A 22748-nucleotide genomic window follows, 5' to 3' on the forward strand; every position below is an offset into this window, starting at 1 on the left:
ACTCATTAACCAACATATAAAAAATCCCTGCCAACAAAAGCTGGTAGGGATTATTACGCAATATTAGGATCGTTCAAGTGCCTTAAACGATCGGCATTAAACCTAAAAAGTGGCCTTGGTGCCACTTTTTTATTACCTAAACGGCATGAAAATACTAGGAATGAAGCGTAAAGCATTAATTGTGCAAAAGAGATAGCTTTACTCTGTGACAGGTATCAAGGAATGTACGAAGTTGCTATTAACTATGTTGAATAAGATTTGTCTGAGGAATACACTACTCAGGTAACAAAATAAATGGAGTTTAATTTCAATATGATACCGCAAGATTCGACATTAAGAGTGGTCAGACCTACAGATAATGTATCCCAAATTTCAGCCATGTACCGAGAGGCACTCGGTTTTGATTTGCTTAAGCAATTTGAGGATTATGATGGTTTTGATGGTGTCGTTTTGGGACATAAGCATCACCCATATCATATCGAGTTTGTGCACAAAATCGGTTCTGAGGTCGGAGGTGCACCTAGTCAAGAACATCTGTTGGTCTTCTATGTAGATTGCAGCCAAGCTTGGGAAAGGGCTTGCAGAAAAATGATAGACGCCGGTTTCTCGGTCGTTGAGTCAAGTAACCCATACTGGGAACAGGTCGGTAAGACGTTTGAAGATCTCGATGGTTATCGAATAGTGCTGCAGAATCGTGACTGGGACTTCTAAACCAGTGGTTTGCTAGATACATTAAAGCTCAAGTTGAAAAACTTGAGCTTTTTTAATTCTTTATGTCGACAGGTCAGTGTTTCTGACGCGCTAGAGATTCGTAAGCCGACTTAAACATCAAGGTAAAACCTGCTTGTGTTAGGTCTTTTGCTGAGATCTCAGCCTTTTCTAGTCGACGGTAGCACTCATCCAGAGCAAGAAGTACAGTATCAGCTTGATTGTTCTTTAACTGTTGTAGTTGCATGACATCATTCCCATCAAGATCGCTTGCCAATTAGACGCTGTTGAAACCATTAATTCCTGTAAAGCATACCGCTGCTTACATGAATAAACTCTGAACAAATTTGCTCGTTTATTGAACATTGTTGGAATCAACAAAGCTATATTAGAAAGCGGATGTTAGTCATCTGTCATGGGATTGTCAGGGCTTTGTCAGAACTGGCGTTGGTGGCACTAAAAAGCTGCGCAATTTCAGTAAGATGGAAATTGCGCGTTGAGATGAATAGTTGTGACGCTCAGTAATTCTTATCGATCTCTTCCAATTTATGCATAAATTCCTGAATCTGAACTTCGTTATTGTTATGGAACTCGGTAGTGGTCTGGTTGATGACTGACTCAGGATCTTCATTCATGGTATGGAAGTGATAGGTGTTATGAAAGTTGATATCCAAGCTGACTTTATCGTCAGCCAAACTGACAGAATAACCATCAGGGGATTCCGTACACTTGATATCTTCTAGCTGGGTACCAAATTCAATGGTGTGACCCTGGCTTTTTATTTTCTCATAGACATTGAGTAGGGTGCGTACATCGACTCTGTTTTTCATGTTGGCCTCCATCATGTACCAAAGTTGCATGTTCATGCAGGATCCATATCAAGCATGGTTAAGTATACAAAACGAAGTTTTCCTACCTTAAATTTAGGTGTTTGCAGGCAGTCTGCCACATAACCCGATCAAGGTTTAACCTAGATCAATAATACGCACTGCCAAGCTTCACATTATTGAATTTTAAAGAAAATGAAATTGTTGCAAATTCATGATGACGGAACCCAAATGAAGTGGTAGCTTGAAGGTATGAACGACAACTAAACGGAATTTTAATCATGTTTAAGCAACTTGCCGAAGCGCAACTTGATCCTATTCTTTCACTTTCCATTGCTTATCGTGAAGATCCCCGAGAAGAAAAAGTAGATCTAGGTATTGGTGTTTACCGCAATAGTCAGGGTGAGACCCCGATTATGCAAGCGGTACAATTGGCGCAGCAGCAAGTACAGGCGAGTCAGAAAACCAAAGCGTATGTTGGCCTTGCCGGAAACGAAGATTTCAATCAGTCGATGATGGACCTATTGCTGACAGGTACATCGGCTAAACCACGCGCAGCAGCAGTGCAAACGCCAGGGGCTAGTGGAGCCTTGAGGATGTTGGCTGATCTTATTCATCTTGCCGAGCCTGAGACAACGGTTTGGATTTCCAACCCAAGCTATGTCAACCATAAGCCCGTGATGGAGGCTGCTGGATTGAAGGTGCGCTATTACCCATATTTTGATACAGCGACCAAACAAGTAAATAGTGAAGCTATGTTGTCTGAGCTGGCAAAAGCCGGCCCTAAAGATGTGGTTTTGCTCCATGGCTGCTGCCATAACCCAACGGGTGCAGATATTTCATTTTCTGACTGGCAAGCAATAACGGCCTTGGCAAACAAAAACGGTTTCTTGCCGTTTGTTGATATCGCTTATCAAGGCTTTGGTGATGGGCTGGAACAAGATGCTGCAGGCTTGCAGCATATGGCGGATAACATCGGAGAGATGGTTATCGCTACGTCTTGCTCGAAGAATTTCGGCTTATATCGTGAACGAACCGGGGCTGCTATTTTGATAGGGGATACCCTGCAAGAAGCACAGAAGGCCAAGGGACGTATCCTGAATCTTGCCCGCTCTACTTACACTATGCCGCCAGATCATGGTGCAGCACTCGTATCGACAATTTTGAACGATAAGTCACTGACCCAAACTTGGAAGCAAGAGCTTAATGAAATGCAGCAGCGCCTTCTCTCGCTGCGAGCTGGCTTGGTGGGCGAAGTTCAGGCGTTGGGTTCAAGCCAATTTGATTTTATCCAGCAGCATAAAGGCATGTTCTCTGTGACTGGGCTATCACCTGAGCAGATCGCTCGTCTGCGTGATGACTACGCGATTTATGCAGTAGGGGATGGGCGTATCAATATTGCTGGTCTGCAAGAGCAGCATCTTGGCTACTTGGCCAAAGCTTTGGTATCGGTTTCTGGCTGATATCTGTTATCCAACTAAAAATGGCCAGTCGATGACTGGCCATTTTTTTATATGTTTGACACCGTAAGGTAATTTAACATTAAGCGGCAAGAGTATGACGTTGGATAAACTCGATAGAGTGGTGATTGAACTCATCGGGACGTTCCACATTACAAACATGGCCGCAGTCTTCAAATTCGGTCAAGTAGCTGTGCTCATGCTTGTTAACCATCTCTTTAACTGGCTTGATGAACATATAATCGTTCCCACCCATTAAGTATAGGGTCGGGATTGGCAGTTCCTTCTCCTTGAAATACTTCATTATCGGGTTCACATCGGCAGCGAGCTTGAACCAGCGTTTGAACTCATTCTGGCATAACTTTTTCGCATCATTGACGAACATCAGCCGAGATTCTTTCTGGGTCTTTTGCGGCATCACGATATAGGCAAACAGCTTATACAGCCACATGTAAGGAATGAAGTGCTTACACATATTGCCTGCTGTCACCAGTACTTGAGAACGGGTATTCAAACGGGTTACTGCACCCCCAAGCACCATAGTTTTTACTCTTTCTGGTGCTAGCTCTGCAAGGTTGCGAATGATGATGGTTCCAAGGGAAATACCAACAAAGTGGGCTGACTGGATTTTCAAGTGATTTAACACCTGCACGATATCTGTGGTGACAGACTTGAACGTGTAAGGATTCTTTATCATGTCCTGGAACATGTTGTTTGAGCGGCCGTGCCCCCTCAGGTCAAGGAGCAATAGGTTGAAGTGCTGCTTGTAAGCTTTGATTTGCTTGAACCAGATGGAAGAGCTGCCACCCGCACCATGAACAAATACCACCCAGTCCTTGCTGGTTGGGTGTAGGTAAGTTTTATGAAACAACAAAGTATCTGACATGTATCGACTCATTTGGGTTTTCTGCGGCCATTATAACACGGTGCCCCCTAAGACTTAGCTCCGATGTGTGATGCTTTGTAAACATAAGTCTTAGTTGGAATTTAACTTATTGATAGTGAAGTTAATGATAAATAATGGAACACTCAGTTTGTGAGGTATGTCTCATTTTTTGATGAGGGATGCTGAACCCTTGTACGACAAATAGCAAAAAACGGCATAACCTTTGGTTATGCCGAATAATTATGTGTTGTAGAGCCGAAGCGCTAAAGGTTATAGCAATTGCAGTCGATCGACTTCGATTTCAGGGGTGTTGCCGCCTTCATACTCACCGTACAGACGGAGCCTTGTTGTTGCATTGATTGCCGCTGGCATATTGATGTCGTCATCTATTTCGACTTGGATTTCCTTGGTGCCATCGCTGAAAATAAAGGTATCGGCATTAATCTGCTTGATTAGCTGGCCTTCGACAATCGCCTGCTTTTCGGTAAACATACTTGTATCTTGCAGCAGGTCAGCAACAGTAACTGTTTCTACCGGGCCGGAATAATTCAACGTGCTTTCATTTTTGCCGTGCTCACCAGCAAGGGCAGCAGTTGTTAGAATGATAGCGGCTGTAGCAATGGCGATAACAGTTTTCTTAATCATAATTCGGTCTCCTTGTGTTGATGGTTCTATTAAACAACACGGGTTCTGAATTAATGATGAGGCGCCTATTCAGAAATGGTTCATAAAAGCATTTTTTTAGAATTAATGGCTCATTGGGTAGGTGAAGAACACAAGATGAACCAAGTTGAAGGCAAAATGGATTAAAACCGCAAAAGCCAGTTTTCCGGTCCAGAAGTACGTGAGGCCGTATAGTAGGCCAGCAAGTGTAGCGACAAAAATGAACAATGCGCCTCCCGCGAAGTGTGCCATGCCAAAAAGTAGGCTGGCAACGGTAATGCCTACAGTTGGCGAAAAGCGTTGGCATAAACCCCGTTGGATATAACCGCGAAATAAAAACTCTTCGGCGACGCAGGTGAACACAAGGTTGTTGATGACAAATACCCATATCCAGTTTGGCAAAGAGAACTCAGGTTGAACAATGCCAACTCCCCAGGCAATGAACGGCAAGGTGATAAATAACCCAAAGATAATGGCTAGTTGTTGGCGATTTGCATAGGCCTTTTGCCACAGCATTGCCGGTGCAAGTAGCAGTAGCCCAAATGCGATAAGGGGCTTATCCAAATTCAAATACATAGTAAATGGAATGCTATCTGAACCGGTGAGGGTTTTCTCAAGTACCAATAGGTTGTAGAAACCCGGAATCAGGTGCAGGGCGAGGCAAACGCCCCAGATGACCACCAATATATGGCAGAGTATTTTATACAGCCCTTTTTGGCCTTGGCTAATTTTCGCAATAGCCAGGCCAAACAAGATGAAGACTAGGGCAATGGGTGAGATGCGATCCAGAAATAAGGCAACCAACCCGGTTGTACCGAGTAAAACTGGCCAAATTCTTGGTATGAAAAATAGTGACAGTACTGTACTGGCAAGAAGTAGCCACACAAGGCCGTCTGGCCATAGGTCATTAACATGAAACATAGTATTGTATGTGGTGTTGAGCGATATAATAATGAATCTAATTTTATCGAAAAAAAGCAGTATTTTCATTGCGATAATAACGAGAATGGGCGGTCTTTGGCGGTAAATTGAATATGGAAGCAGAAGGAATAATCGCCATGAATCTCTTGCTGGTACAATCAAAGGTGAATCAATGACAACTGAACTGGTTTTGGGCGGCGCGCGTTCAGGTAAAAGTAGTTATGCTGAGTCGTTAGCCCTAGCGGGTGGTAAAGAGGTTGTCTACATTGCGACAGCAACGGCTGGTGACGATGAAATGGCGGAAAGGATAGAGCGGCATCGCAAGGATCGGCCAAACAACTGGCTTGTTGTCGAGGAGCCTTTAGCCCTCGCAGAGGCAATTAAACAGCACTCTTTACCCAATAACTGCTTGCTGGTGGATTGTTTGACGTTATGGTTGACCAATTGCCTGTTCAACAAGGATCACGCCATTGAATGGCAGCAGCATAAAGACGATTTACTTTCAGCACTGGAGCAAGCTCCGGGAGATGTAATCCTCGTCAGTAACGAAGTCGGGCAGGGGATAGTGCCGATTGGCGAGATGTCCAGACGTTTTGTTGATGAGAGCGGTTGGTTGCATCAGTCGATAGCAAAACAGGTTGAGAGAGTGACTTTTGTGACAGCCGGAATACCTCAGTACTTGAAGGGGACATAAATGACACAGTGTGTGAAAACTCGAATTGATATTTTGAGACACGGTTTACCTGAAGGCCATGGCTGCTTGCGGGGTCATACTGATTTTCCCATTACTGAAGCTGGGCTTATCCAGATGCACACTGCCGTAAAAGGGCTGAATGATATTGAGCAGATCATCACCTCTCCATTGTTACGTTGCAGTGATTTCGCATATATGTTTTCGCAGAAGTTTTCTTTGCCTTGCCAGCACTTTGCACATTGGAAAGAAATGGATTTTGGCGAATGGGATGGACAGAGTCATGATAGCCTATGGCAGCAACATGGCGCATCATTAGAACAGTATTGGCAAAACCCTTGGTTATCGACTCCTCACGGTGGTGAGGCGCTTAAAGATTTTGATCTGCGTATTCAGCAAGCATGGCAACATCTCTTGGATAACTTTTTAGGGCAAAACATCTTATTGGTGACTCATGCCGGGGTGATGAAACAACTAATGCGAATTCTGTTGGAGATGCCTGAATCAACCAGTTATCTCCATCGAATCGACTTACCTTATGCGGCACGTTACCGCGTCACAGTAACCACAGATGATAAAGGTTTGCACTGGCCCCAGATCCAGTGGCCGACCGAACAGCAGTATTAAGCGAGAACAAATGCAATCAACAACGAAAGCCTTGATGGTTCAAGGTACAACTTCTGACGCTGGCAAAAGTGTTTTGGCTGCAGGGTTGTGCCGTGTATTAGCACGTAAGAATATTAAAGTCGTCCCATTCAAATCGCAGAATATGGCCTTGAATAGTGCCGTCACTAAAGATGGTGGTGAAATAGGGCGGGCGCAAGCGGTTCAAGCGCAGGCAAGCAGAGTTGAGCCGACTGTACACATGAACCCGGTACTGTTGAAACCCAATACAGATATAGGCGCCCAGGTCATCGTTCAGGGTAAAGCTCTCGCAGACATGGATGCAGTTGGTTATCACAACTACAAGAAAGTCGTGATAGGTCCAATTATGGAGTCTTTCGATATCCTTCAACAGGAATACCAAACTGTCATCATCGAAGGAGCTGGAAGTCCGGCTGAAATCAACCTGCGTGAAAATGACGTTGCGAATATGGGGTTTGCTGAAGAAGCAGACGTGCCTGTGATTATCGTTGCTGATATAGATCGCGGCGGTGTTTTTGCTCATTTATATGGCACCTTAGCCTTATTATCAGAAAGTGAGCAGGCAAGGGTTAAAGGCTTTGTCATCAACCGTTTCCGAGGTGATATCAAGTTATTGGAATCTGGCTTGGAATGGCTAGAGCAGAAAACCGGAAAGCCTGTGCTGGGGGTATTGCCGTATCTCCATGGTCTAATGCTAGAGGCAGAAGATGCCATTGATGTTCAGCAAGTCGCTGCCGATGGTGAACAATTAAGAGTCTCTGTGCCGGTGCTAACACGTGTAAGTAACCATACAGACTTTGATCCCCTGCGCATGCATCCCCAAGTAAATCTACAATTTATAGGTAAAGGGCAGCAAATTCCGCCATCTGATCTTATCATTATTCCAGGGAACAAAAGTGTTCGTAGTGATCTGGACTACCTTCGGGAGCAAGGGTGGGACCAGCAAATTGCCCGTCACCTTCGTTTAGGCGGAAAGGTTATGGGTATCTGTGGTGGTTATCAGATGTTGGGTGAGGCCATAGCCGATCTTGATGGTATCGAGGGTGAACCCGGGACGAGTCGTGGATTAGGGTACTTACCCGTATCAACGGTATTAGCACCTCATAAGCAGCTCAAGCAAGTAGCGGGAAGCCTCACAATGCCTGATCAGCGAAGTGTGCCGGTTAGAGGTTATGAAATCCATGCTGGAGTGACCGAAGGGATTGGTGAAGATGCACCGGTTCAGTTGACTGACAATCTCGATGGCAAGTTCGGCGTAGATAATCAGGTGTTTGGTACATATCTGCATGGTATCTTCGAGCAACAAGAAGCTTGCGATGCCATTTTGAATTGGGCGGGACTGACAGCAACCTGCACACCGGATTTTGATGTGATCAGAGAGCAAGGTATTGATCGTGTTGCCGATATGCTTGAAGAGCACATGGATTTGGAAAAGTTATGGCCAGAATGGTCTGAACTGTTTGACAAGAATGGAGTTTGATTCTCCTTTTGTTAACCACTGAGCCTAGTCGATAAGCGACTGGGCTCTGAGATAAGAGGGATGAATATGATATTAGATGTTTCGCCGAGTATTAAAACTCAACGTCTTTATACCAGACCATGGGATGAAGACGATCTTGCTGGTTTATACCGGATAATGTCCAATCAATCAGTTCATACCTTCACGGAAGAAGAACCTTGGTCTGAAGAAAAGGCGAGACGTGAATTACGGAAGTACCATATTGAGCCACCTGTAAATGAAGGTCACCGTGGTTACTTTAACTGCCCGCTTATACTGTCTGATTGCAATACCTTGATTGGCCGAGTAGGGTTGCATCCTTATGGTGATAACGAATCGACAGCAGAAATTGAATGGGTGATCTGTGAAGATCATTGGCATCAAGGTTATGCGACTGAGATCGGTAAAGCGATCCTTGAATACGGTTTTCGGGAAGCGGGCTTTCACAGCATAATCGGATTTACATGCGTCCGAAATATGTCTGCACGTCAGGTTATGAAAAAAATAGGGATGGAACACATTGGCGACAGAGAGCTTCATAACCGCAAGCTCAGTGTCTTTCAAATAAAGAGGGAGCCTTAATCGGCTCCCTTTTTTGAATGTTCAATTTACGAATCAGAAGCACTATCGGGCTTGGTGGTGCTTCTGTGAGTGCCTTTCCAAGTGGCTAAACAGGACGGACAGGCCAAAGCAAAGAACGAGGTATCCAGCGCCTACCAGTAGCCAAATCTCAAAGATCAAACCTGAAGAGTTGGCGATTTCACTACCCACAAAAGTGAGTTCTTGGATCGATATCAGTGAAATAATGGACGAGTCTTTCACCAAAGAAATAAATTGACCCGCTAGCGGTGGCACAATGCCGCTTAAAGCCTGAGGGAAGATAACAAAACGGAATCGGTCTAGTTTTGATAAGCCAAGCGAGTCAGCCGCTTCCCATTGTCCTTTTGCTATAGCGTCGATACCAGAGCGGACAATCTCGGCGATATAAGCTGCAGCAATCAGACCAACACACAAGATCCCTGAAAACAAATTTTCCCACAATTTTGCCGGGCCAAATAGAACAGACTGCCAAAGGCTGATTTCAGTAGGCGTATTGCGAAGCAGAGCCTCTAGGCCTAAAACAGGAATGAGTTGGCTGGAGATAAAGAAATAAAAAATAAAGACAAAAACCAATGGTGGAATGTTTCGTACCAATTGGATATAGGCTTGTGCGGGTAACCGCAAGAAAAACCATGTTGATCGGCGAGCTAAACCGAGTAACAAGCCGAGCACGCCAGCAAACACTATCCCCCATAGGCTAAGGCGTAATGTTGCGAGGAGACCCTGGACAAAATAGGGTAGCTCACCATCCCGACCTGGTGTCATGATCAAGCTAAATGCTCTCTCCCAGTTCCACTGATAATGAATTCCGGCAGATGAACGGTACCACAGCCAACCAACAGTTGCGGCGATAACACCAAGAAGTAAAACATCTAGTTTATTCAGTTTGAAAAAGGCCGGGAAAGTCGTTCCCGGCATGTTTCGTATCTTTGTTCGTGACAACACTTATTGTCCTTCTGCGATCTGGTCTTCCCAGTCTAGGGTAGTGAACCAGTAGTCATGGCGCTCTTTTAACCAGCCATCTTCAGTTCGAAGCAAAATCCAGTTGTTGAAGAAGTTAAGTAGATCAAATTCACCATGGCGGATTGCAAAGGCTTCAGAGCCGCGGCTCAGGCGCTCTTCGAATGGGATGTATAGCTTGTCACTGTATTGGATAGCCATGTGTTCTGGTTTCGGAGATGAGGCCAAAGCGGCATGGGCATTACCATTTAGGACTTCCTGAAATGCCTGGGCTTCATCATCGAATTGGCGCAGTTTTGCTTTCGGGAAGTATTTTTTAGCGGTTTGTACCGTGAAAGCACCACGACGGACAGCTAAAGTCACACTGCGCTTGTTATAGTCTTCATAACTTGTTTTATCTGCAGATAGCTCCTTATGAGCAGCAAGTTGTACCCCAGAGTGAGCATATGGGCTTGTAAACAACACGCTCATATTACGCTCCGGTGTAATAGACAAACCACCGATAATGACATCAAATTTACCGGCTAGTAGCGCAGGGATGATACCGTCCCAAGCCGTCGGGATAAACTCAACTTTTAACCCTGCATCTTTAGCCAAGCGGCGAGCCACATCGACTTCAAAGCCAACTAATTCACCTTGTTTATCCCTCATCGCCCAGGGGACGAATGTTGATAAACCAACGCGAAGGGTTCCACGCTCTTTGATTTCAACCAGTGCACTTTTATCGGCAGCTGTCGAGACAGAGGCCATCGTTAGCGCGATAACGGCTAACAGTGCTGAGAGTAATCGTTTCATGCTTCCTTTCTCCTAATCCAAACGTTTTTCATGAGTGACTGTTTATACATAGTGCAATTTATAGTTCTGTTAATGTGACGGGGTATTCAGCCTATGTGCTAACCAAGCGGCAAATCCCGATAGCGTAAGGGTGACAATGAGGTAGATACCGGCCACGGTAAACCATACCTCAAAGGGCATAGCGGTATCGGCAACGATATTCCTACCTTCTGTAGTTAAATCAAAAATCGCCATCACACTAACGATTGATGAGTTTTTTACTAATGAAACGCCTTCGTTTGTCAGTGGGGGTAAAATGCGTTTAATGACTTGAGGCAAAATGACAAAACGATAGCTGTCTAATTTTGACAGCCCAAGACTGTCGCTGGCTTCAAACTGTCCACGCTCAATACTGGTTAGGCCTGCCCTGAAAATCTCAGCTGTGTAAGCGCCTTGGAATAGAGATAGCGCCAATACGGCGGTGGTAAATCTCTCCAAACCAAGTACAGGGCCAAAGACAAAATACAGTAGGTAAATTTGTACCAGTAAAGGCGTATTACGAATAAGCTCGATATAACCTCTCGCAACAGTTCGACCCACAATCGAATCAGAGAGTCGAAGTAGGGCGGTAGCCAAACCTATAACCAAGGTGAACAACAAGCTAACGGCTGAAATTTCAAGCGTTACCCTCAAGCCTTCTAGTAGCTCTGCTGGAAACCACTCTCCATCCTCAACAAACCATAAGTACTGAGGTATTCGATACCATTGCCAGCGGTAGTTCATCGCATCTGCACCGGTCTCAAGTAACCAGAGTATGAAAATGGCGACGAGACTAACCTGTAATAACCCTGAGAAAAAAGGTTTGGAAATACGGCCCAACGTTTTCAGTACCGGTGATGACCTAACCACTTTCTGAACCATAGTCATTATCCTTAATAACTCAGGATTTGTTCCAAGAACACTTGGGTTCTTGGGTGTTGTGGAGAATCAAATAGCTGAGAGGGAGGGGCAATCTCAACAATTTCACCTTCGTCCATAAAGACCACACGATCGGCGACCTTCCTAGCAAATCCCATCTCATGGGTCACACAGATCATAGTCATACCCTCGTCGGCAAGTTCTGTCATGACATCGAGGACCTCACGGATCATTTCAGGGTCCAGCGCGGAGGTTGGCTCATCAAAAAGCAGGATATCCGGCTTCATACAAAGTGAGCGGGCAATAGCTACACGCTGTTGTTGTCCACCTGACAGTTGTGAAGGATATTTATCGGCCTGATGGGCAATATGAACACGGCTAAGGTAATCCATTGCTAATTTATCGGCTTCTTGCTTACCAAGCTTTCGGGTGCGACGAGGAGCTAGGGTCAGGTTTTCCAGCACAGTCATATGGGGGAATAGGTTGAAGTGCTGAAACACCATACCCACTTGACCACGGATGTGTTTGAGGTGTTGTGCATCAAGCGGTTTGCCAGCCACCTCCAATTGACCTTCATTGAACTGTTCAAGGCCGTTAATACACCGGATCAAGGTTGATTTTCCTGAACCTGATGGACCACAGACGACGAGCTTTTCACCTCGCTGAATGTCTAGGTTGATATTCTTGAGTGCCTGGAAATCTCCATACCACTTATTGATGTTTTGAAACGAAATTACAGTTTCTTTGGTCATCCAGACCGCTCCAAAGAGATAGTATTTATATGACTATGCTATTGCTTTGTAACGAGGAATTCAAAGATATGAAGAGATAAAACGGAGATAAATGTGAAATTCTATTGATTACGCATCATGTTGTTTAATAAGCCACCGATCTGAAAAAAAATCACCGAATTGGCCAATTAGCGTTTGCACTGCTCATAAAAGGAAGATAAGTTAATGTCAATTGGATTTGAAAGATACTGTCAACGAAGTCTGTAATATTAAGTTTACAGCTGACACATGCGTAAATTAGGAAGTAACAATGCATAAGACCGATGATGTTCGCATTAGCGAAATTAAAGAACTTCTCCCTCCTGTCGCGGTACTGGAGCGTTTCCCAGCAACTGAAAATGCGTCTGAAACGGTATATCAAGCTCGTCAGTCAATTCACAAAATTCTTAACGATGAAGATGATCGCCTACTAGTGATTGTTGGCCCATGCTCCATTCACGATACCAAAGCGGCTTTAGAGTACGGCGAGAAGCTAAAAGTGCTGCGTGAAGAGTTAAAAGGCGAGCTAGAAGTCGTTATGCGTGTTTACTTTGAAAAACCACGTACCACTGTTGGCTGGAAGGGTCTAATCAATGACCCATACATGGATAACAGCTTCAAACTAAACGATGGTCTTCGTATGGGCCGTAAGCTCCTGCTTGACCTAACTGATATGGGCGTACCGACAGCTGGTGAGTTCCTAGATATGATCACACCACAGTACATGGGTGATTTGATCAGCTGGGGTGCGATTGGCGCACGTACTACTGAATCACAAGTGCACCGTGAACTGGCTTCAGGCCTATCTTGCCCTGTCGGCTTCAAAAATGGTACTGATGGCAATATCAAGATTGCAACGGATGCGATTGGTTCAGCAAGTGCACCGCACCATTTCCTATCTGTGACCAAGTATGGCCACTCTGCGATTGTATCAACAGCCGGTAATGAAGATTGCCACATCATCCTGCGTGGCGGTAAAGAGCCAAACTACAGCAAAGAACATGTTGACTCTATTACTGGTCAGCTTGAAAAAGCAGGCCTGCGCCAGAAAGTAATGATCGATTTCAGCCACGCTAACAGCCTCAAGCAGTTCCAGCGCCAAATGCTGGTTTCGGAAGATGTAGGTAGCCAGATTGCAGATGGCAACAAATCCATCTTCGGTGTAATGATCGAAAGCCACCTTGTAGAAGGTCGCCAGGATATCGTAGATGGCCAAGAGCCGACTTACGGCCAGAGTATTACAGATGCTTGTATCGGCTTTGGTGATACAGAAAAAGTGCTACGTCAGCTTGCGGAAGATGTGAAGAAGCGCCGAGCGAAGTAAAACTAGTACACATTGATAGTCAAATGAAAGCCAGTGGGGTATCCCACTGGCTTTTTTAGTTAAATGAGAGGTATGCCGTAACATTCTGATTCTGTTGTATATAATTAACAGTAGTATCGTCGTTTCAAGGAAGAAGCATGGTAGATAATAAGAGTTATCACAACATTGTCATTTTTGTTTTAGTGATGGGGTTAATCTTATTTAGTTTTAATATTTATATTATGCGGGATGAAGCTCAATTATTATATGACTCCAAAAGATTCTATGTATTGGGTGTTATTATATTATCATTGGTTTTTATTTTAATTTCCAAGGAGAATAGAAGTGAGATTGTTAACTCATTAGTACAGCTTTCTGGTTTTAATAAATTTCTTTTGTTGATGTTTATTATTAGTACAACAGTATCCACACTACAAAGTAATACTATTTACTATTATTCTAATTTTTCTTACCTTGTTGGTATGATGCTGCTGTGCTGTTTTTTGAAGGGGAATGTAGAGACTGACAGGTACAAACTGTTTCAATTATCTGCAGTATTGTTAGTTCTTCTTTTTTCTTCTGTTTCATTGTTTTTTTTGTTGCGACTGTATTACAACTTAGACACAAATCTCCATACAATATTCAGCTTTGTAAACCCTCGATTTTTAAACCAAGTACAAGTATGGTTAGTTATCCCTACGTTATACCTAGTTATTCTAAGCAGTATACGTAACCGGAGTTCGATATTTTACTTTTTTGCTTTAATATTAACTGTCAGTGCAATTATTGCGACTGATGCAAGGGGGGTATCACTTGCTCTTTTGTTAACTATATTACTATGGGCGATTATAGATAAAAAATGGCGGATTGAAATTCTTAAAGTCTTGTTTTATTCATTTATTGCCGGGTACTTAATTAAATTAATATTTTTAGACCCTTTTCCAGCATGGCTGTTTCTTGGCGAAAGCTTAGACTTAGGCTCAATAAGAACAGGTACGTCTGGAAGACTTCAACTGTGGAAAGATACATTAGGCTTGGTAAGTTTATGGGGAAATGGAGGGGGGTATTTTGTTTGTGTAGCAGAAGCAGAAGGAACACCTAGGTTTGGTCATCCACACAACTCAGTTTTACAAATATTAGTTGATTGGGGATGGCCTGCATTAATAACCTTCTTAGTATGTGGCTGTCAATTAATTTATAATGTGATTGTTACTAAATCAAGAGTACAAAGAGTACTTGCTTTGACACTCATTGCCGGTCTTACTTACAGTTTAGTCTCTGGTGTACTCACAATGCCTTTAAGCCAGATATTGTTTATTCTTTTCTTATCTCTATATTGGACTTCATTTCAAGACAACAAAGGCATGAGAAAATACAAGATATTCGAGTATACCTTAGTTGTTTTTTCACTGGTTGCTATTATATTTTTAACGATGAAATCTGTTGATAGATATAGTTATTATTTAAATAATACTAGGGTTATGGAGCAGTGGAGTTCCGAAGTGCACAAACCAGAGTTTTGGCTAGGTTCTAACTGTGAATGACAACGAAACAGGGCTAATAATTAGCCCTGCTAGTTGCGACTTAATGCGTGGTGTCGGTGATTGCAAATACCGTTGCTTGTGATTGATTTTCTCTCCTGTCATTCGATAGTTTTACAGGCGGGGCTGTAATTTGTAACTTTTGCGCGCGTTGTAGATTCTCATGGGCTTTTGCATAAAAAGTTGGACTGGTGTTAATCGCTCGATTTAGGTATTCAACAGCACTTTCATAATCACCCTCTAACATTGCAAAATAGCCAATATCATTAAGGGCCTTTTCTCGGGCCATTACTTTTGACAACGCATCAAGGGCATCTTCGTAACGCTTCATCTTAATATAGGTCAGGCCTAAATTTGACCAGGCACGCTGATTGTTGGGGTAGAGGGTTGTAGTGCGACGGTTGATCATTTCAGCCTGTTCAACTTTTCCGTCGAGATAGTAGGAGTAACCTAGGTTAGTCAGTGCCTTTTCTGAGCGGTTGTTAGCATCGAGTGCGGTTAGGTATATCTGCTGTGCATTATGATGCTCGGCTTCTAGATCAGCCAAAATACCCAATGCGATATAGGCTTCAAATGGCGACCGTCCGTCCATTTTTAGAGGTTGGGATAGCATGTCTTTTTCAGGATCCCATTGTGCGCCTTGACGTTCTTGATCCATGGTAACCGCTTTGAGAAGCTGCTTCTTGGCATTTTCATGTTCACCGAGCTGGAGTGAAGTGACACCAACCGATGCGGTATATTGAATACTGCTGGGTTTAATTAGCGCAGCACGAGCATAAGCAAGCTTGGCTAAAGAGTAGTTTTTACGTTGGTGATGGATATATCCAATTTTGTAAAAAGCCTGATCGGCTTTACTCTGCGATGGGAAACTGACTGCTCGAATGTACTCGTATAAGGCCAAGTCAGGATCATTGGCCATGTAAGCATTATCACCGCGCAGAATAGCTTCTTCAGGGGTCTCAGGTGGAAACTCCCCCGTTAGTCCAAGGGTTGGCTTGCCATCATATAATTCGTGGTTGAATTCAACGTTATTTGAATTTGTAGAATTTTTGCTAGATGAACAGCCTGCTAGAGTAACGGCTAATGATAAAGTTAGATATGTTAGCAGTCGTAGAATCTTCATAATGCCTTCCATGTTTAGATTAAGCAGCAAACAGTTTGATAAAGATTAATGCCGCTGGTCCAACAGCGACAACAAAAAAGCTTGGCCATATACAGACCACTAATGGAAATATCATCTTTGTACCGATTTTGGCTGCTTCTTCTTCGGCTTTTTGCATTCTTCTGTCACGAAATTCTTTAGCGTATTCACGCAGAGTATCCCCAAGACTCGAACCGAGTTTTACAGATTGTGAAATTACACTGACCAATCCTTGTAATTCACTTAGTCCTGTTCGGACAATAAATTGATTGAGTGTGTCAGGCATAGGAATACCGACATTTGATTTCTGACATACCAATTGAAGTTCGTGGCTTAGTTCTTTGGATAATGGTTCAATTTCTGAAGCAACACGCTGAAGAGCAGCTTGAAAGCCTAATCCTGCTTCTGTTGACACGACTAATAAGTCTAAAGCATCAGGAAAAGCACTCCGCATAGATTTGATACGTTTATTAGCCATTGATTTTAGGACAAAGTTTGGTAACAAACTTGCTGACCCAACAGCAAGTAAGCTATAAGTGATGATTTTCAAGGTTGTTGCTTCAGGATAAAATTGAGAACAAATTATGCAAATGAATCCGACAGTAATAGCGAGAACTGCTTTTATTGCATAAAAAGTGGTTAATGCTCTCTCTTTTTCAAAACCAGCATGCATCAATGATGTTCGTGTTTTTGCTTGTTCTTTCACCGAACTCGGTTTTACGTATTTATCAATTGATTCCAATGTCTTATCAAGCTTTTTAGATTCAGAAGCAGAATGAAAATTTTCATTTGGGATTGATATGTTTTTCAACTTTTTTTTGACCGGTGTAATACTATTTGTGACTAAAATAGAAACGGACACCGTCAGTAAAACTGTTATGGAAAAAATTAATATTAGAATAATCCACTTTGATTGCGTTTCTTCAATAAAGCTAGAGGTTAATGAGATTAAATAATCCATGCTATACCTCAATTCGCAGCAGTTTTCTAATCCAAATTAAACCAGCTATCATAGATATACCGGTGAATTGCAGCATGTTTATCCCTTTCTCAGTTGTAAATAAAGGGGTTAAATACTCAGGGTTTGAGGTATATAAGACTAAAAAAAGGACAAACGGTACCAGCATAAGTACCCAAGCTGACATCCTTCCCTCAGCAGAAAGAGTTTTAACTTTACGAAGAAAGCGGAACCGGCCTCGAAGTACATTAGAGATCTTATCTAATGTTTCAGCTAGATTGCCTCCAGTTTCTTTTTGGATGATTACCGCACTGTTAAAGGCTAATACGCTGACTGAAGGGTTTCTTTGTGCCAAATTATTCAATGCAGTACGTAGATCCGCCCCATAATTTAGCTCCATGAATGTCTTGCCAAATTCTGTCGAAATAGGAGGAGCCATTTCTTGGCTTACAGTCTTCATAACTTCTGTGAAGGGGTAACCCACCAACAGGGCTCTCTTCATAACATCAATAGCTTCGATGAACTGCGCTTCAAACAGCTGCATTCTTTTTTCGGCTTTATGACGTAGGAATAGGGTAAAAGTAACAATGAGTAAGGCAGGGACGATAAATGCTATCATTATGTTGTTAAAAAAAAGTAGAGAGCCAATCAAGCTCAGTAGACAAGCTGACAACAACCATAATGTCGTTTTATATGCCTTCCATTCCAAGCCAGCATGTGCCAGTTTTTCACTCATGTACTCACCAAACGCGTTGTTTTCTAGCCAGCGCTCCGTGGGTGAAAGTTCTTCAAGATAGTTAATACGCAACAAAGACTGGTTGCTTGTACCTTGCTCTTCAATGTTTTTGAGTTTTGCGCGCATTAAACGAGAACGCTTCGCTCTATTGCCTGTTGTGCTGATCAATATGGTTTGTGAGATAACCACTACGGCAATGAAAAGAATAATTAAATAAAGTTGAAGGTTCCGATCCATTAGAAGTCCTCCATGGCCGAGTCATTGAAGTAGCAGTAGGGTAGATCGATACCCATAAATTTGAACGCTTCCATGAAAGAAGGGATGTTCCCGGTTGCGATATAATCACCAAGTACATTTCCCTGCTCATCAATGCCTTTTCGTTGGAAGCAAAATAACTCTGTCATGGTGATGACATCTCCTTCCATTGCATTTATTTCAACAATGCTCGTAATTCGACGTTTACCATCTTCCATACGTCGCAATTGAACTACGATATTAATGGCAGAAGCGATTTGTGAACGTACATTCTTTATGGGCATATTCCAACCAGCCATCGCGAACATATTTTCAATTCGACCTAATGCATCCCGTGGAGTGTTGGCGTGAATTGTCGTCATAGAGCCATCATGACCAGTATTCATCGCTGCCAGCATATCAACAGCCTCTGAGCCACGAACCTCACCAACAACGATACGGTCTGGTCTCATCCGGAGGGAATTTATTACCAGTTCACGCTGTGTAATTGCCCCTTTTCCTTCAATGTTTGCAGGGCGGGTTTCCAAACGAACTACATGAGGTTGTTGAAGTTGCAATTCCGCTGAATCTTCTATGGTTATGATTCGTTCATTTTCCGGAATAAAACAAGAGCAGATATTGAGCGTTGTTGTCTTTCCTGACCCCGTTCCTCCAGAAATTAAAATGTTCTGCCTGCCTTTAACAATAGCTTGGAGAAAATGGGCCATAGGTTGATTTAAACTGCCGTAATCAAGTAACTGTTCAATATTGAGTTTTTCAACAGCAAAGCGTCTTATGGAAAGGGACGGACCATCAATAGCGAGAGGGGGAATTATCGCATTGATTCGCGAACCGTCTTTGAGTCTTGCATCAACCATGGGAGAGCTTTCATCTATCCGGCGGCCTACCTGCGAGACAATGCGGTCGATAACATTGAGTAGGTGCCTATCATCACGAAAAGAAGAGCTAATCGCCTCTAACTTTCCTTTTCGCTCGATATATATTTGTTTGCTTGAATTGATAAGAATATCTGAGATACTTGGGTCTTTTAGTAGTGGCTCAATCGGCCCCAAGCCGAGTATTTCGTCACAAATTTCGTCAATCACTCGAAGGCGGCTTTCCGCACTGAGTGGGACCTCTTTTTCGAGTAATAATAAACTTACCATATCAGAAATTTGTTTTCGCCCTTCTGCCAAATCAAGAGATTCTAAAAGTGATAAGTCAAGGGCTTTAAAAATATCATCCATGACCTCATCTTTCACTCTAACTTCTTGATTAGAAAGGGGGTTAATAACTGCTTCGAATGGAGTCAGTTCTTTAGAATGAACCTGAAGAGGCTTCTGTAAAGAGCTAGCTGTTTTTGATTTCTCTGGCTTATTTTTCTTTAAAAACATAGCTACCTCCTAAAATAAGCTAATAGCTTTTTGAAGCCAGTTATGTGATTTATCTCTTTTTCATAGATAATGTTTGAAACATTACGTAAAGACTTTGTGATTGGTTTGTTTTCAAAGTTTGTCGCGAGTAGTTCACCGAGGTTGGTGGATGAACTTACCGATTGATAGTCATTAGGAATCACAATGATATCTTCAACACGTAGTGATTTGATAATATCAGATTGAGATATGTCTACATTTTTGGAGAAGCGGTTAACAATTACTTTGATCTGTTGATCACTGTTACCAAATAGGTGCTTGATTCGCTTGATTAATGATGACGCTTCCCTGATTGATGGAATATTTTGCTGGACAACGATAAAAATATAATTCGCTTCTGAAATGGCTGGTAAAGTACTATTTTCCATACCCCGAGACATATCCACAATAACATGATTAAAATTATTTTTAGCTTGGGCGATGAAATCAGAAAACAGTTTAGGTTGAACTTCATTGATATTATCAAAAACATGCTCAGAGCGGGATGTAATAAACCTTAATCCTGACGAATGTTTTGTTAACATACCATTTAAGGCATATTCATCAAGTGTTTCTACTTGAGATAAAGCATCGCTAAGAATGTACTTGGGAGGAGTTGACAGCAGGTTAGAAATACTGCCAAATTGCGCATCTGTGTCAACAAGGCAAGTAGTGAGATTGTCAAGTGCCATCATATGAGCAATCGTTGTGGTGATAATTGAAGCACCCATACCACCTTTAGCATTGATGAAGACGCTGAGCTTTCCCTGTCCCCTTCGAATCCTTTTTGATTTGGCGCATTCATCTAAAATACTATCGATTTCACTTTCATCAAATGGGATGGTGAGTACATCTTTGATGTTGTTTCTTATTGCTTTTCTTAACAGCGTTGCATCAGATTGATGACTAATCAGGATAATAGGTAAATCAGCGGAGAAGTTCTCCACAACATCTTTTGACAGCTTTTCCCAGTTTAGATTACTGTCTGCAATGATAATGTCTGGAGAAGGGAACTGCTTAAGGTTGTTGAAGGCGATTTTGTACTCTAGTTCGGTAATAGCGGTGAATTTTGCGTTAGGCCACTGGCTTAAGTACTCCATTAGTGGCTGTTCAAAATCCTCATCATTACTGATAACCCAACCATAAAGGGTTGTTGAAAGGGGTAATTTTTTTGTTGATACCCGGCTATCATTATTTAAGGGTTGAACCGTCTTTTCAGATGTATTATTCATAGCGCTTACCTAATAATTAAATCTATCCTTAGTCACTTGAAGGCTAAGCAATCTAGATTGATTCAACAATAAAAACTGTTATTTACTAATTCTGACTGCATCGTTTTGCTTAATTTTTTTTTGTTCTAACCCTATGTGTTCTTGTTTAATCGCTTTTGTTGCCTTTTTGCCACTGAATGGCGGAGATTGTGTTGGTACTCTGTTTTCGGCCAGAGGGTCAACTGTTTGTAATCTGATCATTTGATTACGGCTTTTTCCTAATGGCGTGTCAGCGAGTGAGAAGGTAGGGGCAACTAGCATTAGTACCGAAAAACCGAGTACCTGTAACCACATAGCTTGTTTGCTCATATTCTTTATTTGTATTGTTTTGTTTAGCATAGCCTTATCCTTATAAACTATGACCGAACTGACCTTCGGTGCCAGCACTAGGGGTAAGTATTGCTGTATTGTTTGGCGTGAATGGTACCCCTTGAGTACCCGGTTCTGCCTCTTTTAATTCACTCATGCGTCCTAATAGGTAAAACTCCCAGTCATTAGGTTCGACGAAAGTATCAGTTGGCAAGCTTATATCTTGTCTACGAATAGGTTTAGCCAGTCGGGGAGTAACTAAAATGACCAGTTCTGTTTCCCCTTTGCGGAAAGACTGACTTCTAAATAGCTGTCCAATAACAGGCAAATCACCAAGTCCTGGTAGCTTGTTGACCACATCGGTAATGTTTTCATTTAGTAAGCCCGCAATACCAATAGTTTGGCCGTTACCTAAAGACACGGTTGTCTTTGCACTGCGCTTGGTAAGTGCTGGAACGAAAAACTGTGAATTGGTGCCTGATGGGTTTAGGGTAACTGCATTTTGATTACTGATTTCACTGACTTCAATATTCAAAGCAAGGTTTATGCTGTCTGCAGATGAGACAGTAGGGACGAACTGCAAGCCAACACCAAACTCTTTGAATTCGATGGTGATGTTGTCTTCATTTGGAACAGGAATAGGAAACTCGCCGCCGGAGAGAAATTCTGCATTCTCACCACTTAGCGCGGTTAATGTCGGTTCAGCTAAAACTTTTGCTAGGCCGTTGGTTTTGGCAATACTAAAAGCGGCACTGAAAAGGGTACTATCGCTGAGATAACTGGCGAAGATACCATTGTCATCAATGCTTAGTGGATCGGTAATGATCTCTGTAATTATATTGCCGGCATCATCAATTGGGGGAACGGCTGGAATACTGGCTCCGCCATTGACTGTCCCCCAAGTCCAGTTGCTGTTGTTTCTTGCAAATACAAAGTTGGAATCAAATTCCCTTACTAAGGTGCGCTGTACTTCGGCAACAGTCACTTCAAGCATGATTTGATGCGAACCGCCCACACTCATCAGATTAATGATACCTGTATCGCTATTAGTGAATGTATTCGCGACTTCCTCAGCCATTGCGATACGCTCTGCACTTGAAACTTCACCACTCAACACGAGCTTGTTTTGGCTGGTATAAACAGAGATTTTCTCTTGAGGCATAAACTCGTACAGCTTTGCCTTCAGTGCGTTAAGATCATGGGTGACTTCAACATCGAGTACAGTAATTAATCTGTCTCTAGAGTCCCAGATGATGACATTGGTTGTCCCCAAATCCTTTCCAAGGACATAGATCCGGTTTGATCGCAAGATGATAATATCTGCGACATCAGGGTTACCGATAGAAATTCTTTTAGCATTACCAGGGATTTCAACTAACCGAGATTTATTGTGAGGAACTGAAATTGCCTGAGTACGCGCGGCAAAACTATAGCCACTTATCATGACAGATAAAATTATACCGATAAGGAAAAATCGTTTGATTATTTGTTGTTGTGCTTCCATGCGGTAGATTCCTATGAC

Annotated in this window: 24 protein-coding genes; 8 read left to right on the plus strand and 16 right to left on the minus strand. The window is 42.7% G+C overall.

The features are described from left to right. Positions 1-294: 294 nt before the first annotated feature. Complete coding sequence (locus BIZ37_RS09575) at positions 295-711, plus strand: VOC family protein (protein ID WP_237156837.1); 417 nt, start codon at positions 295-297, stop codon at positions 709-711. A 73-nt stretch (positions 712-784) separates the two neighbouring features. Here BIZ37_RS09575 and BIZ37_RS09580 read toward each other — a convergent pair whose 3' ends face one another. Next, on the minus strand, positions 785-955 hold the full coding sequence (locus tag BIZ37_RS09580; RefSeq protein ID WP_187461308.1) for a hypothetical protein: 171 nt from the start codon (positions 953-955) through the stop codon (positions 785-787). A gap of 271 nt (positions 956-1226) precedes the next feature. Next, positions 1227-1538 (minus strand): DUF3081 family protein, encoded by a 312-nt coding sequence (locus tag BIZ37_RS09585; protein WP_187461352.1) that lies wholly within the window; start codon positions 1536-1538, stop codon positions 1227-1229. Between the two features lie 278 nt (positions 1539-1816). Here BIZ37_RS09585 and BIZ37_RS09590 point away from each other — a divergent pair, with 278 nt between their 5' ends. Then, positions 1817-2998: an amino acid aminotransferase gene (locus tag BIZ37_RS09590; RefSeq protein ID WP_187461309.1), complete on the plus strand. Its 1182-nt coding sequence runs from the start codon at positions 1817-1819 to the stop codon at positions 2996-2998. A 79-nt stretch (positions 2999-3077) separates the two neighbouring features. Here the strand turns inward: BIZ37_RS09590 and BIZ37_RS09595 are convergent, their stop codons facing one another. The 3 genes from BIZ37_RS09595 to BIZ37_RS09605 form a co-directional block, all read right to left on the minus strand. Continuing rightward, positions 3078-3881, minus strand: a complete 804-nt coding sequence (locus BIZ37_RS09595; protein WP_187461310.1) for an alpha/beta fold hydrolase — start codon at positions 3879-3881, stop codon at positions 3078-3080. A 270-nt stretch (positions 3882-4151) separates the two neighbouring features. Further along, the gene (locus tag BIZ37_RS09600; protein WP_187461353.1) at positions 4152-4523 is read right to left on the minus strand and encodes a NirD/YgiW/YdeI family stress tolerance protein; all 372 of its coding nucleotides are present in this window, start codon (positions 4521-4523) and stop codon (positions 4152-4154) included. Positions 4524-4628: 105 nt separating this feature from the next. Next, positions 4629-5465 carry a CPBP family intramembrane glutamic endopeptidase gene (locus tag BIZ37_RS09605; RefSeq protein ID WP_187461311.1) on the minus strand — a complete coding sequence of 279 codons (837 nt, stop codon included), beginning with the start codon at positions 5463-5465 and terminating at the stop codon, positions 4629-4631. 172 nt (positions 5466-5637) lie between these two features. Between BIZ37_RS09605 and cobU the strand changes: the two genes are divergently transcribed. From cobU to BIZ37_RS09625, 4 genes are all read left to right on the plus strand, one after another. After that, complete coding sequence (gene cobU, locus BIZ37_RS09610; RefSeq protein WP_187461312.1) at positions 5638-6159, plus strand: bifunctional adenosylcobinamide kinase/adenosylcobinamide-phosphate guanylyltransferase; 522 nt, start codon at positions 5638-5640, stop codon at positions 6157-6159. Continuing rightward, entirely contained in the window at positions 6160-6783 is a 624-nt protein-coding gene (locus BIZ37_RS09615) for a histidine phosphatase family protein (protein ID WP_187461313.1), read from the plus strand. It begins immediately after the preceding gene. Positions 6784-6793: 10 nt separating this feature from the next. Continuing rightward, positions 6794-8281 (plus strand): cobyric acid synthase, encoded by a 1488-nt coding sequence (locus BIZ37_RS09620; RefSeq protein WP_187461314.1) that lies wholly within the window; start codon positions 6794-6796, stop codon positions 8279-8281. A gap of 66 nt (positions 8282-8347) precedes the next feature. Then, a complete protein-coding gene (locus BIZ37_RS09625; RefSeq protein ID WP_187461315.1) occupies positions 8348-8881 on the plus strand; it encodes a GNAT family N-acetyltransferase in 534 nt (177 codons plus the stop codon). 42 nt (positions 8882-8923) lie between these two features. Here the strand turns inward: BIZ37_RS09625 and BIZ37_RS09630 are convergent, their stop codons facing one another. The 4 genes from BIZ37_RS09630 to BIZ37_RS09645 form a co-directional block, all read right to left on the minus strand. Next, complete coding sequence (locus BIZ37_RS09630; protein WP_187461354.1) at positions 8924-9817, minus strand: amino acid ABC transporter permease; 894 nt, start codon at positions 9815-9817, stop codon at positions 8924-8926. Between the two features lie 27 nt (positions 9818-9844). Further along, positions 9845-10609 (minus strand): transporter substrate-binding domain-containing protein, encoded by a 765-nt coding sequence (locus BIZ37_RS09635; protein ID WP_370577328.1) that lies wholly within the window; start codon positions 10607-10609, stop codon positions 9845-9847. Between the two features lie 114 nt (positions 10610-10723). Further along, a complete protein-coding gene (locus tag BIZ37_RS09640; RefSeq protein WP_187461317.1) occupies positions 10724-11554 on the minus strand; it encodes an amino acid ABC transporter permease in 831 nt (276 codons plus the stop codon). Between the two features lie 11 nt (positions 11555-11565). Next, positions 11566-12303 (minus strand): amino acid ABC transporter ATP-binding protein, encoded by a 738-nt coding sequence (locus tag BIZ37_RS09645; RefSeq protein ID WP_187461318.1) that lies wholly within the window; start codon positions 12301-12303, stop codon positions 11566-11568. A gap of 289 nt (positions 12304-12592) precedes the next feature. On the opposite strand from BIZ37_RS09645, the gene aroG reads away from it, so the two are divergent. Both aroG and BIZ37_RS09655 read left to right on the plus strand, forming a co-directional pair. Continuing rightward, a complete protein-coding gene (aroG, locus tag BIZ37_RS09650; RefSeq protein WP_187461319.1) occupies positions 12593-13645 on the plus strand; it encodes a 3-deoxy-7-phosphoheptulonate synthase AroG in 1053 nt (350 codons plus the stop codon). 137 nt (positions 13646-13782) lie between these two features. Continuing rightward, positions 13783-15168: an O-antigen ligase gene (locus tag BIZ37_RS09655; RefSeq protein WP_187461320.1), complete on the plus strand. Its 1386-nt coding sequence runs from the start codon at positions 13783-13785 to the stop codon at positions 15166-15168. Positions 15169-15208: 40 nt separating this feature from the next. Here the strand turns inward: BIZ37_RS09655 and BIZ37_RS09660 are convergent, their stop codons facing one another. The 7 genes from BIZ37_RS09660 to BIZ37_RS09690 form a co-directional block, all read right to left on the minus strand. After that, positions 15209-16288 carry a lipopolysaccharide assembly protein LapB gene (locus tag BIZ37_RS09660; protein ID WP_255526722.1) on the minus strand — a complete coding sequence of 360 codons (1080 nt, stop codon included), beginning with the start codon at positions 16286-16288 and terminating at the stop codon, positions 15209-15211. Positions 16289-16307: 19 nt separating this feature from the next. Then, positions 16308-17267, minus strand: coding sequence for a type II secretion system F family protein (locus BIZ37_RS09665; RefSeq protein WP_187461322.1), 960 nt, complete (start codon positions 17265-17267; stop codon positions 16308-16310). 1 nt (position 17268) lies between these two features. Next, positions 17269-18237 (minus strand): type II secretion system F family protein, encoded by a 969-nt coding sequence (locus BIZ37_RS09670; protein WP_187461323.1) that lies wholly within the window; start codon positions 18235-18237, stop codon positions 17269-17271. Then, positions 18237-19628, minus strand: a complete 1392-nt coding sequence (locus BIZ37_RS09675) for a CpaF family protein (RefSeq protein WP_187461324.1) — start codon at positions 19626-19628, stop codon at positions 18237-18239. The genes BIZ37_RS09670 and BIZ37_RS09675 overlap by 1 nt, the downstream gene beginning before the upstream one ends. Positions 19629-19630: 2 nt before the next feature. Continuing rightward, positions 19631-20878 (minus strand): AAA family ATPase, encoded by a 1248-nt coding sequence (locus BIZ37_RS09680; RefSeq protein ID WP_187461325.1) that lies wholly within the window; start codon positions 20876-20878, stop codon positions 19631-19633. Positions 20879-20956: 78 nt separating this feature from the next. Then, positions 20957-21256: a hypothetical protein gene (locus BIZ37_RS09685; RefSeq protein WP_255526723.1), complete on the minus strand. Its 300-nt coding sequence runs from the start codon at positions 21254-21256 to the stop codon at positions 20957-20959. A gap of 10 nt (positions 21257-21266) precedes the next feature. After that, complete coding sequence (locus BIZ37_RS09690) at positions 21267-22730, minus strand: type II and III secretion system protein family protein (RefSeq protein WP_187461326.1); 1464 nt, start codon at positions 22728-22730, stop codon at positions 21267-21269. Positions 22731-22748 lie beyond the last annotated feature (18 nt).

Origin of the sequence: Photobacterium sp. BZF1 (genome assembly GCF_014349205.1) — a bacterium.
GTDB lineage: Bacteria > Pseudomonadota > Gammaproteobacteria > Enterobacterales > Vibrionaceae > Photobacterium.

What these genes read in the sequence shown, in the direction of transcription:
- BIZ37_RS09575 (WP_237156837.1), top strand. Translation starts at nt 295, where the DNA reads ATGGAGTTTAATTTCAATATGATACCGCAAGATTCGACATTAAGAGTG.
- BIZ37_RS09580 (WP_187461308.1), bottom strand. Translation starts at nt 955, where the DNA reads ATGCAACTACAACAGTTAAAGAACAATCAAGCTGATACTGTACTTCTT.
- BIZ37_RS09585 (WP_187461352.1), bottom strand. Translation starts at nt 1,538, where the DNA reads ATGAAAAACAGAGTCGATGTACGCACCCTACTCAATGTCTATGAGAAA.
- BIZ37_RS09590 (WP_187461309.1), top strand. Translation starts at nt 1,817, where the DNA reads ATGTTTAAGCAACTTGCCGAAGCGCAACTTGATCCTATTCTTTCACTT.
- BIZ37_RS09595 (WP_187461310.1), bottom strand. Translation starts at nt 3,881, where the DNA reads ATGTCAGATACTTTGTTGTTTCATAAAACTTACCTACACCCAACCAGC.
- BIZ37_RS09605 (WP_187461311.1), bottom strand. Translation starts at nt 5,465, where the DNA reads ATGTTTCATGTTAATGACCTATGGCCAGACGGCCTTGTGTGGCTACTT.
- cobU (WP_187461312.1), top strand. Translation starts at nt 5,638, where the DNA reads ATGACAACTGAACTGGTTTTGGGCGGCGCGCGTTCAGGTAAAAGTAGT.
- BIZ37_RS09615 (WP_187461313.1), top strand. Translation starts at nt 6,160, where the DNA reads ATGACACAGTGTGTGAAAACTCGAATTGATATTTTGAGACACGGTTTA.
- BIZ37_RS09620 (WP_187461314.1), top strand. Translation starts at nt 6,794, where the DNA reads ATGCAATCAACAACGAAAGCCTTGATGGTTCAAGGTACAACTTCTGAC.
- BIZ37_RS09625 (WP_187461315.1), top strand. Translation starts at nt 8,348, where the DNA reads ATGATATTAGATGTTTCGCCGAGTATTAAAACTCAACGTCTTTATACC.
- BIZ37_RS09630 (WP_187461354.1), bottom strand. Translation starts at nt 9,817, where the DNA reads ATGCCGGGAACGACTTTCCCGGCCTTTTTCAAACTGAATAAACTAGAT.
- BIZ37_RS09635 (WP_370577328.1), bottom strand. Translation starts at nt 10,609, where the DNA reads ATGGCCTCTGTCTCGACAGCTGCCGATAAAAGTGCACTGGTTGAAATC.
- BIZ37_RS09640 (WP_187461317.1), bottom strand. Translation starts at nt 11,554, where the DNA reads ATGGTTCAGAAAGTGGTTAGGTCATCACCGGTACTGAAAACGTTGGGC.
- BIZ37_RS09645 (WP_187461318.1), bottom strand. Translation starts at nt 12,303, where the DNA reads ATGACCAAAGAAACTGTAATTTCGTTTCAAAACATCAATAAGTGGTAT.
- aroG (WP_187461319.1), top strand. Translation starts at nt 12,593, where the DNA reads ATGCATAAGACCGATGATGTTCGCATTAGCGAAATTAAAGAACTTCTC.
- BIZ37_RS09655 (WP_187461320.1), top strand. Translation starts at nt 13,783, where the DNA reads ATGGTAGATAATAAGAGTTATCACAACATTGTCATTTTTGTTTTAGTG.
- BIZ37_RS09660 (WP_255526722.1), bottom strand. Translation starts at nt 16,288, where the DNA reads ATGAAGATTCTACGACTGCTAACATATCTAACTTTATCATTAGCCGTT.
- BIZ37_RS09665 (WP_187461322.1), bottom strand. Translation starts at nt 17,267, where the DNA reads ATGGATTATTTAATCTCATTAACCTCTAGCTTTATTGAAGAAACGCAA.
- BIZ37_RS09670 (WP_187461323.1), bottom strand. Translation starts at nt 18,237, where the DNA reads ATGGATCGGAACCTTCAACTTTATTTAATTATTCTTTTCATTGCCGTA.
- BIZ37_RS09675 (WP_187461324.1), bottom strand. Translation starts at nt 19,628, where the DNA reads ATGTTTTTAAAGAAAAATAAGCCAGAGAAATCAAAAACAGCTAGCTCT.
- BIZ37_RS09680 (WP_187461325.1), bottom strand. Translation starts at nt 20,878, where the DNA reads ATGAATAATACATCTGAAAAGACGGTTCAACCCTTAAATAATGATAGC.
- BIZ37_RS09685 (WP_255526723.1), bottom strand. Translation starts at nt 21,256, where the DNA reads ATGCTAAACAAAACAATACAAATAAAGAATATGAGCAAACAAGCTATG.
- BIZ37_RS09690 (WP_187461326.1), bottom strand. Translation starts at nt 22,730, where the DNA reads ATGGAAGCACAACAACAAATAATCAAACGATTTTTCCTTATCGGTATA.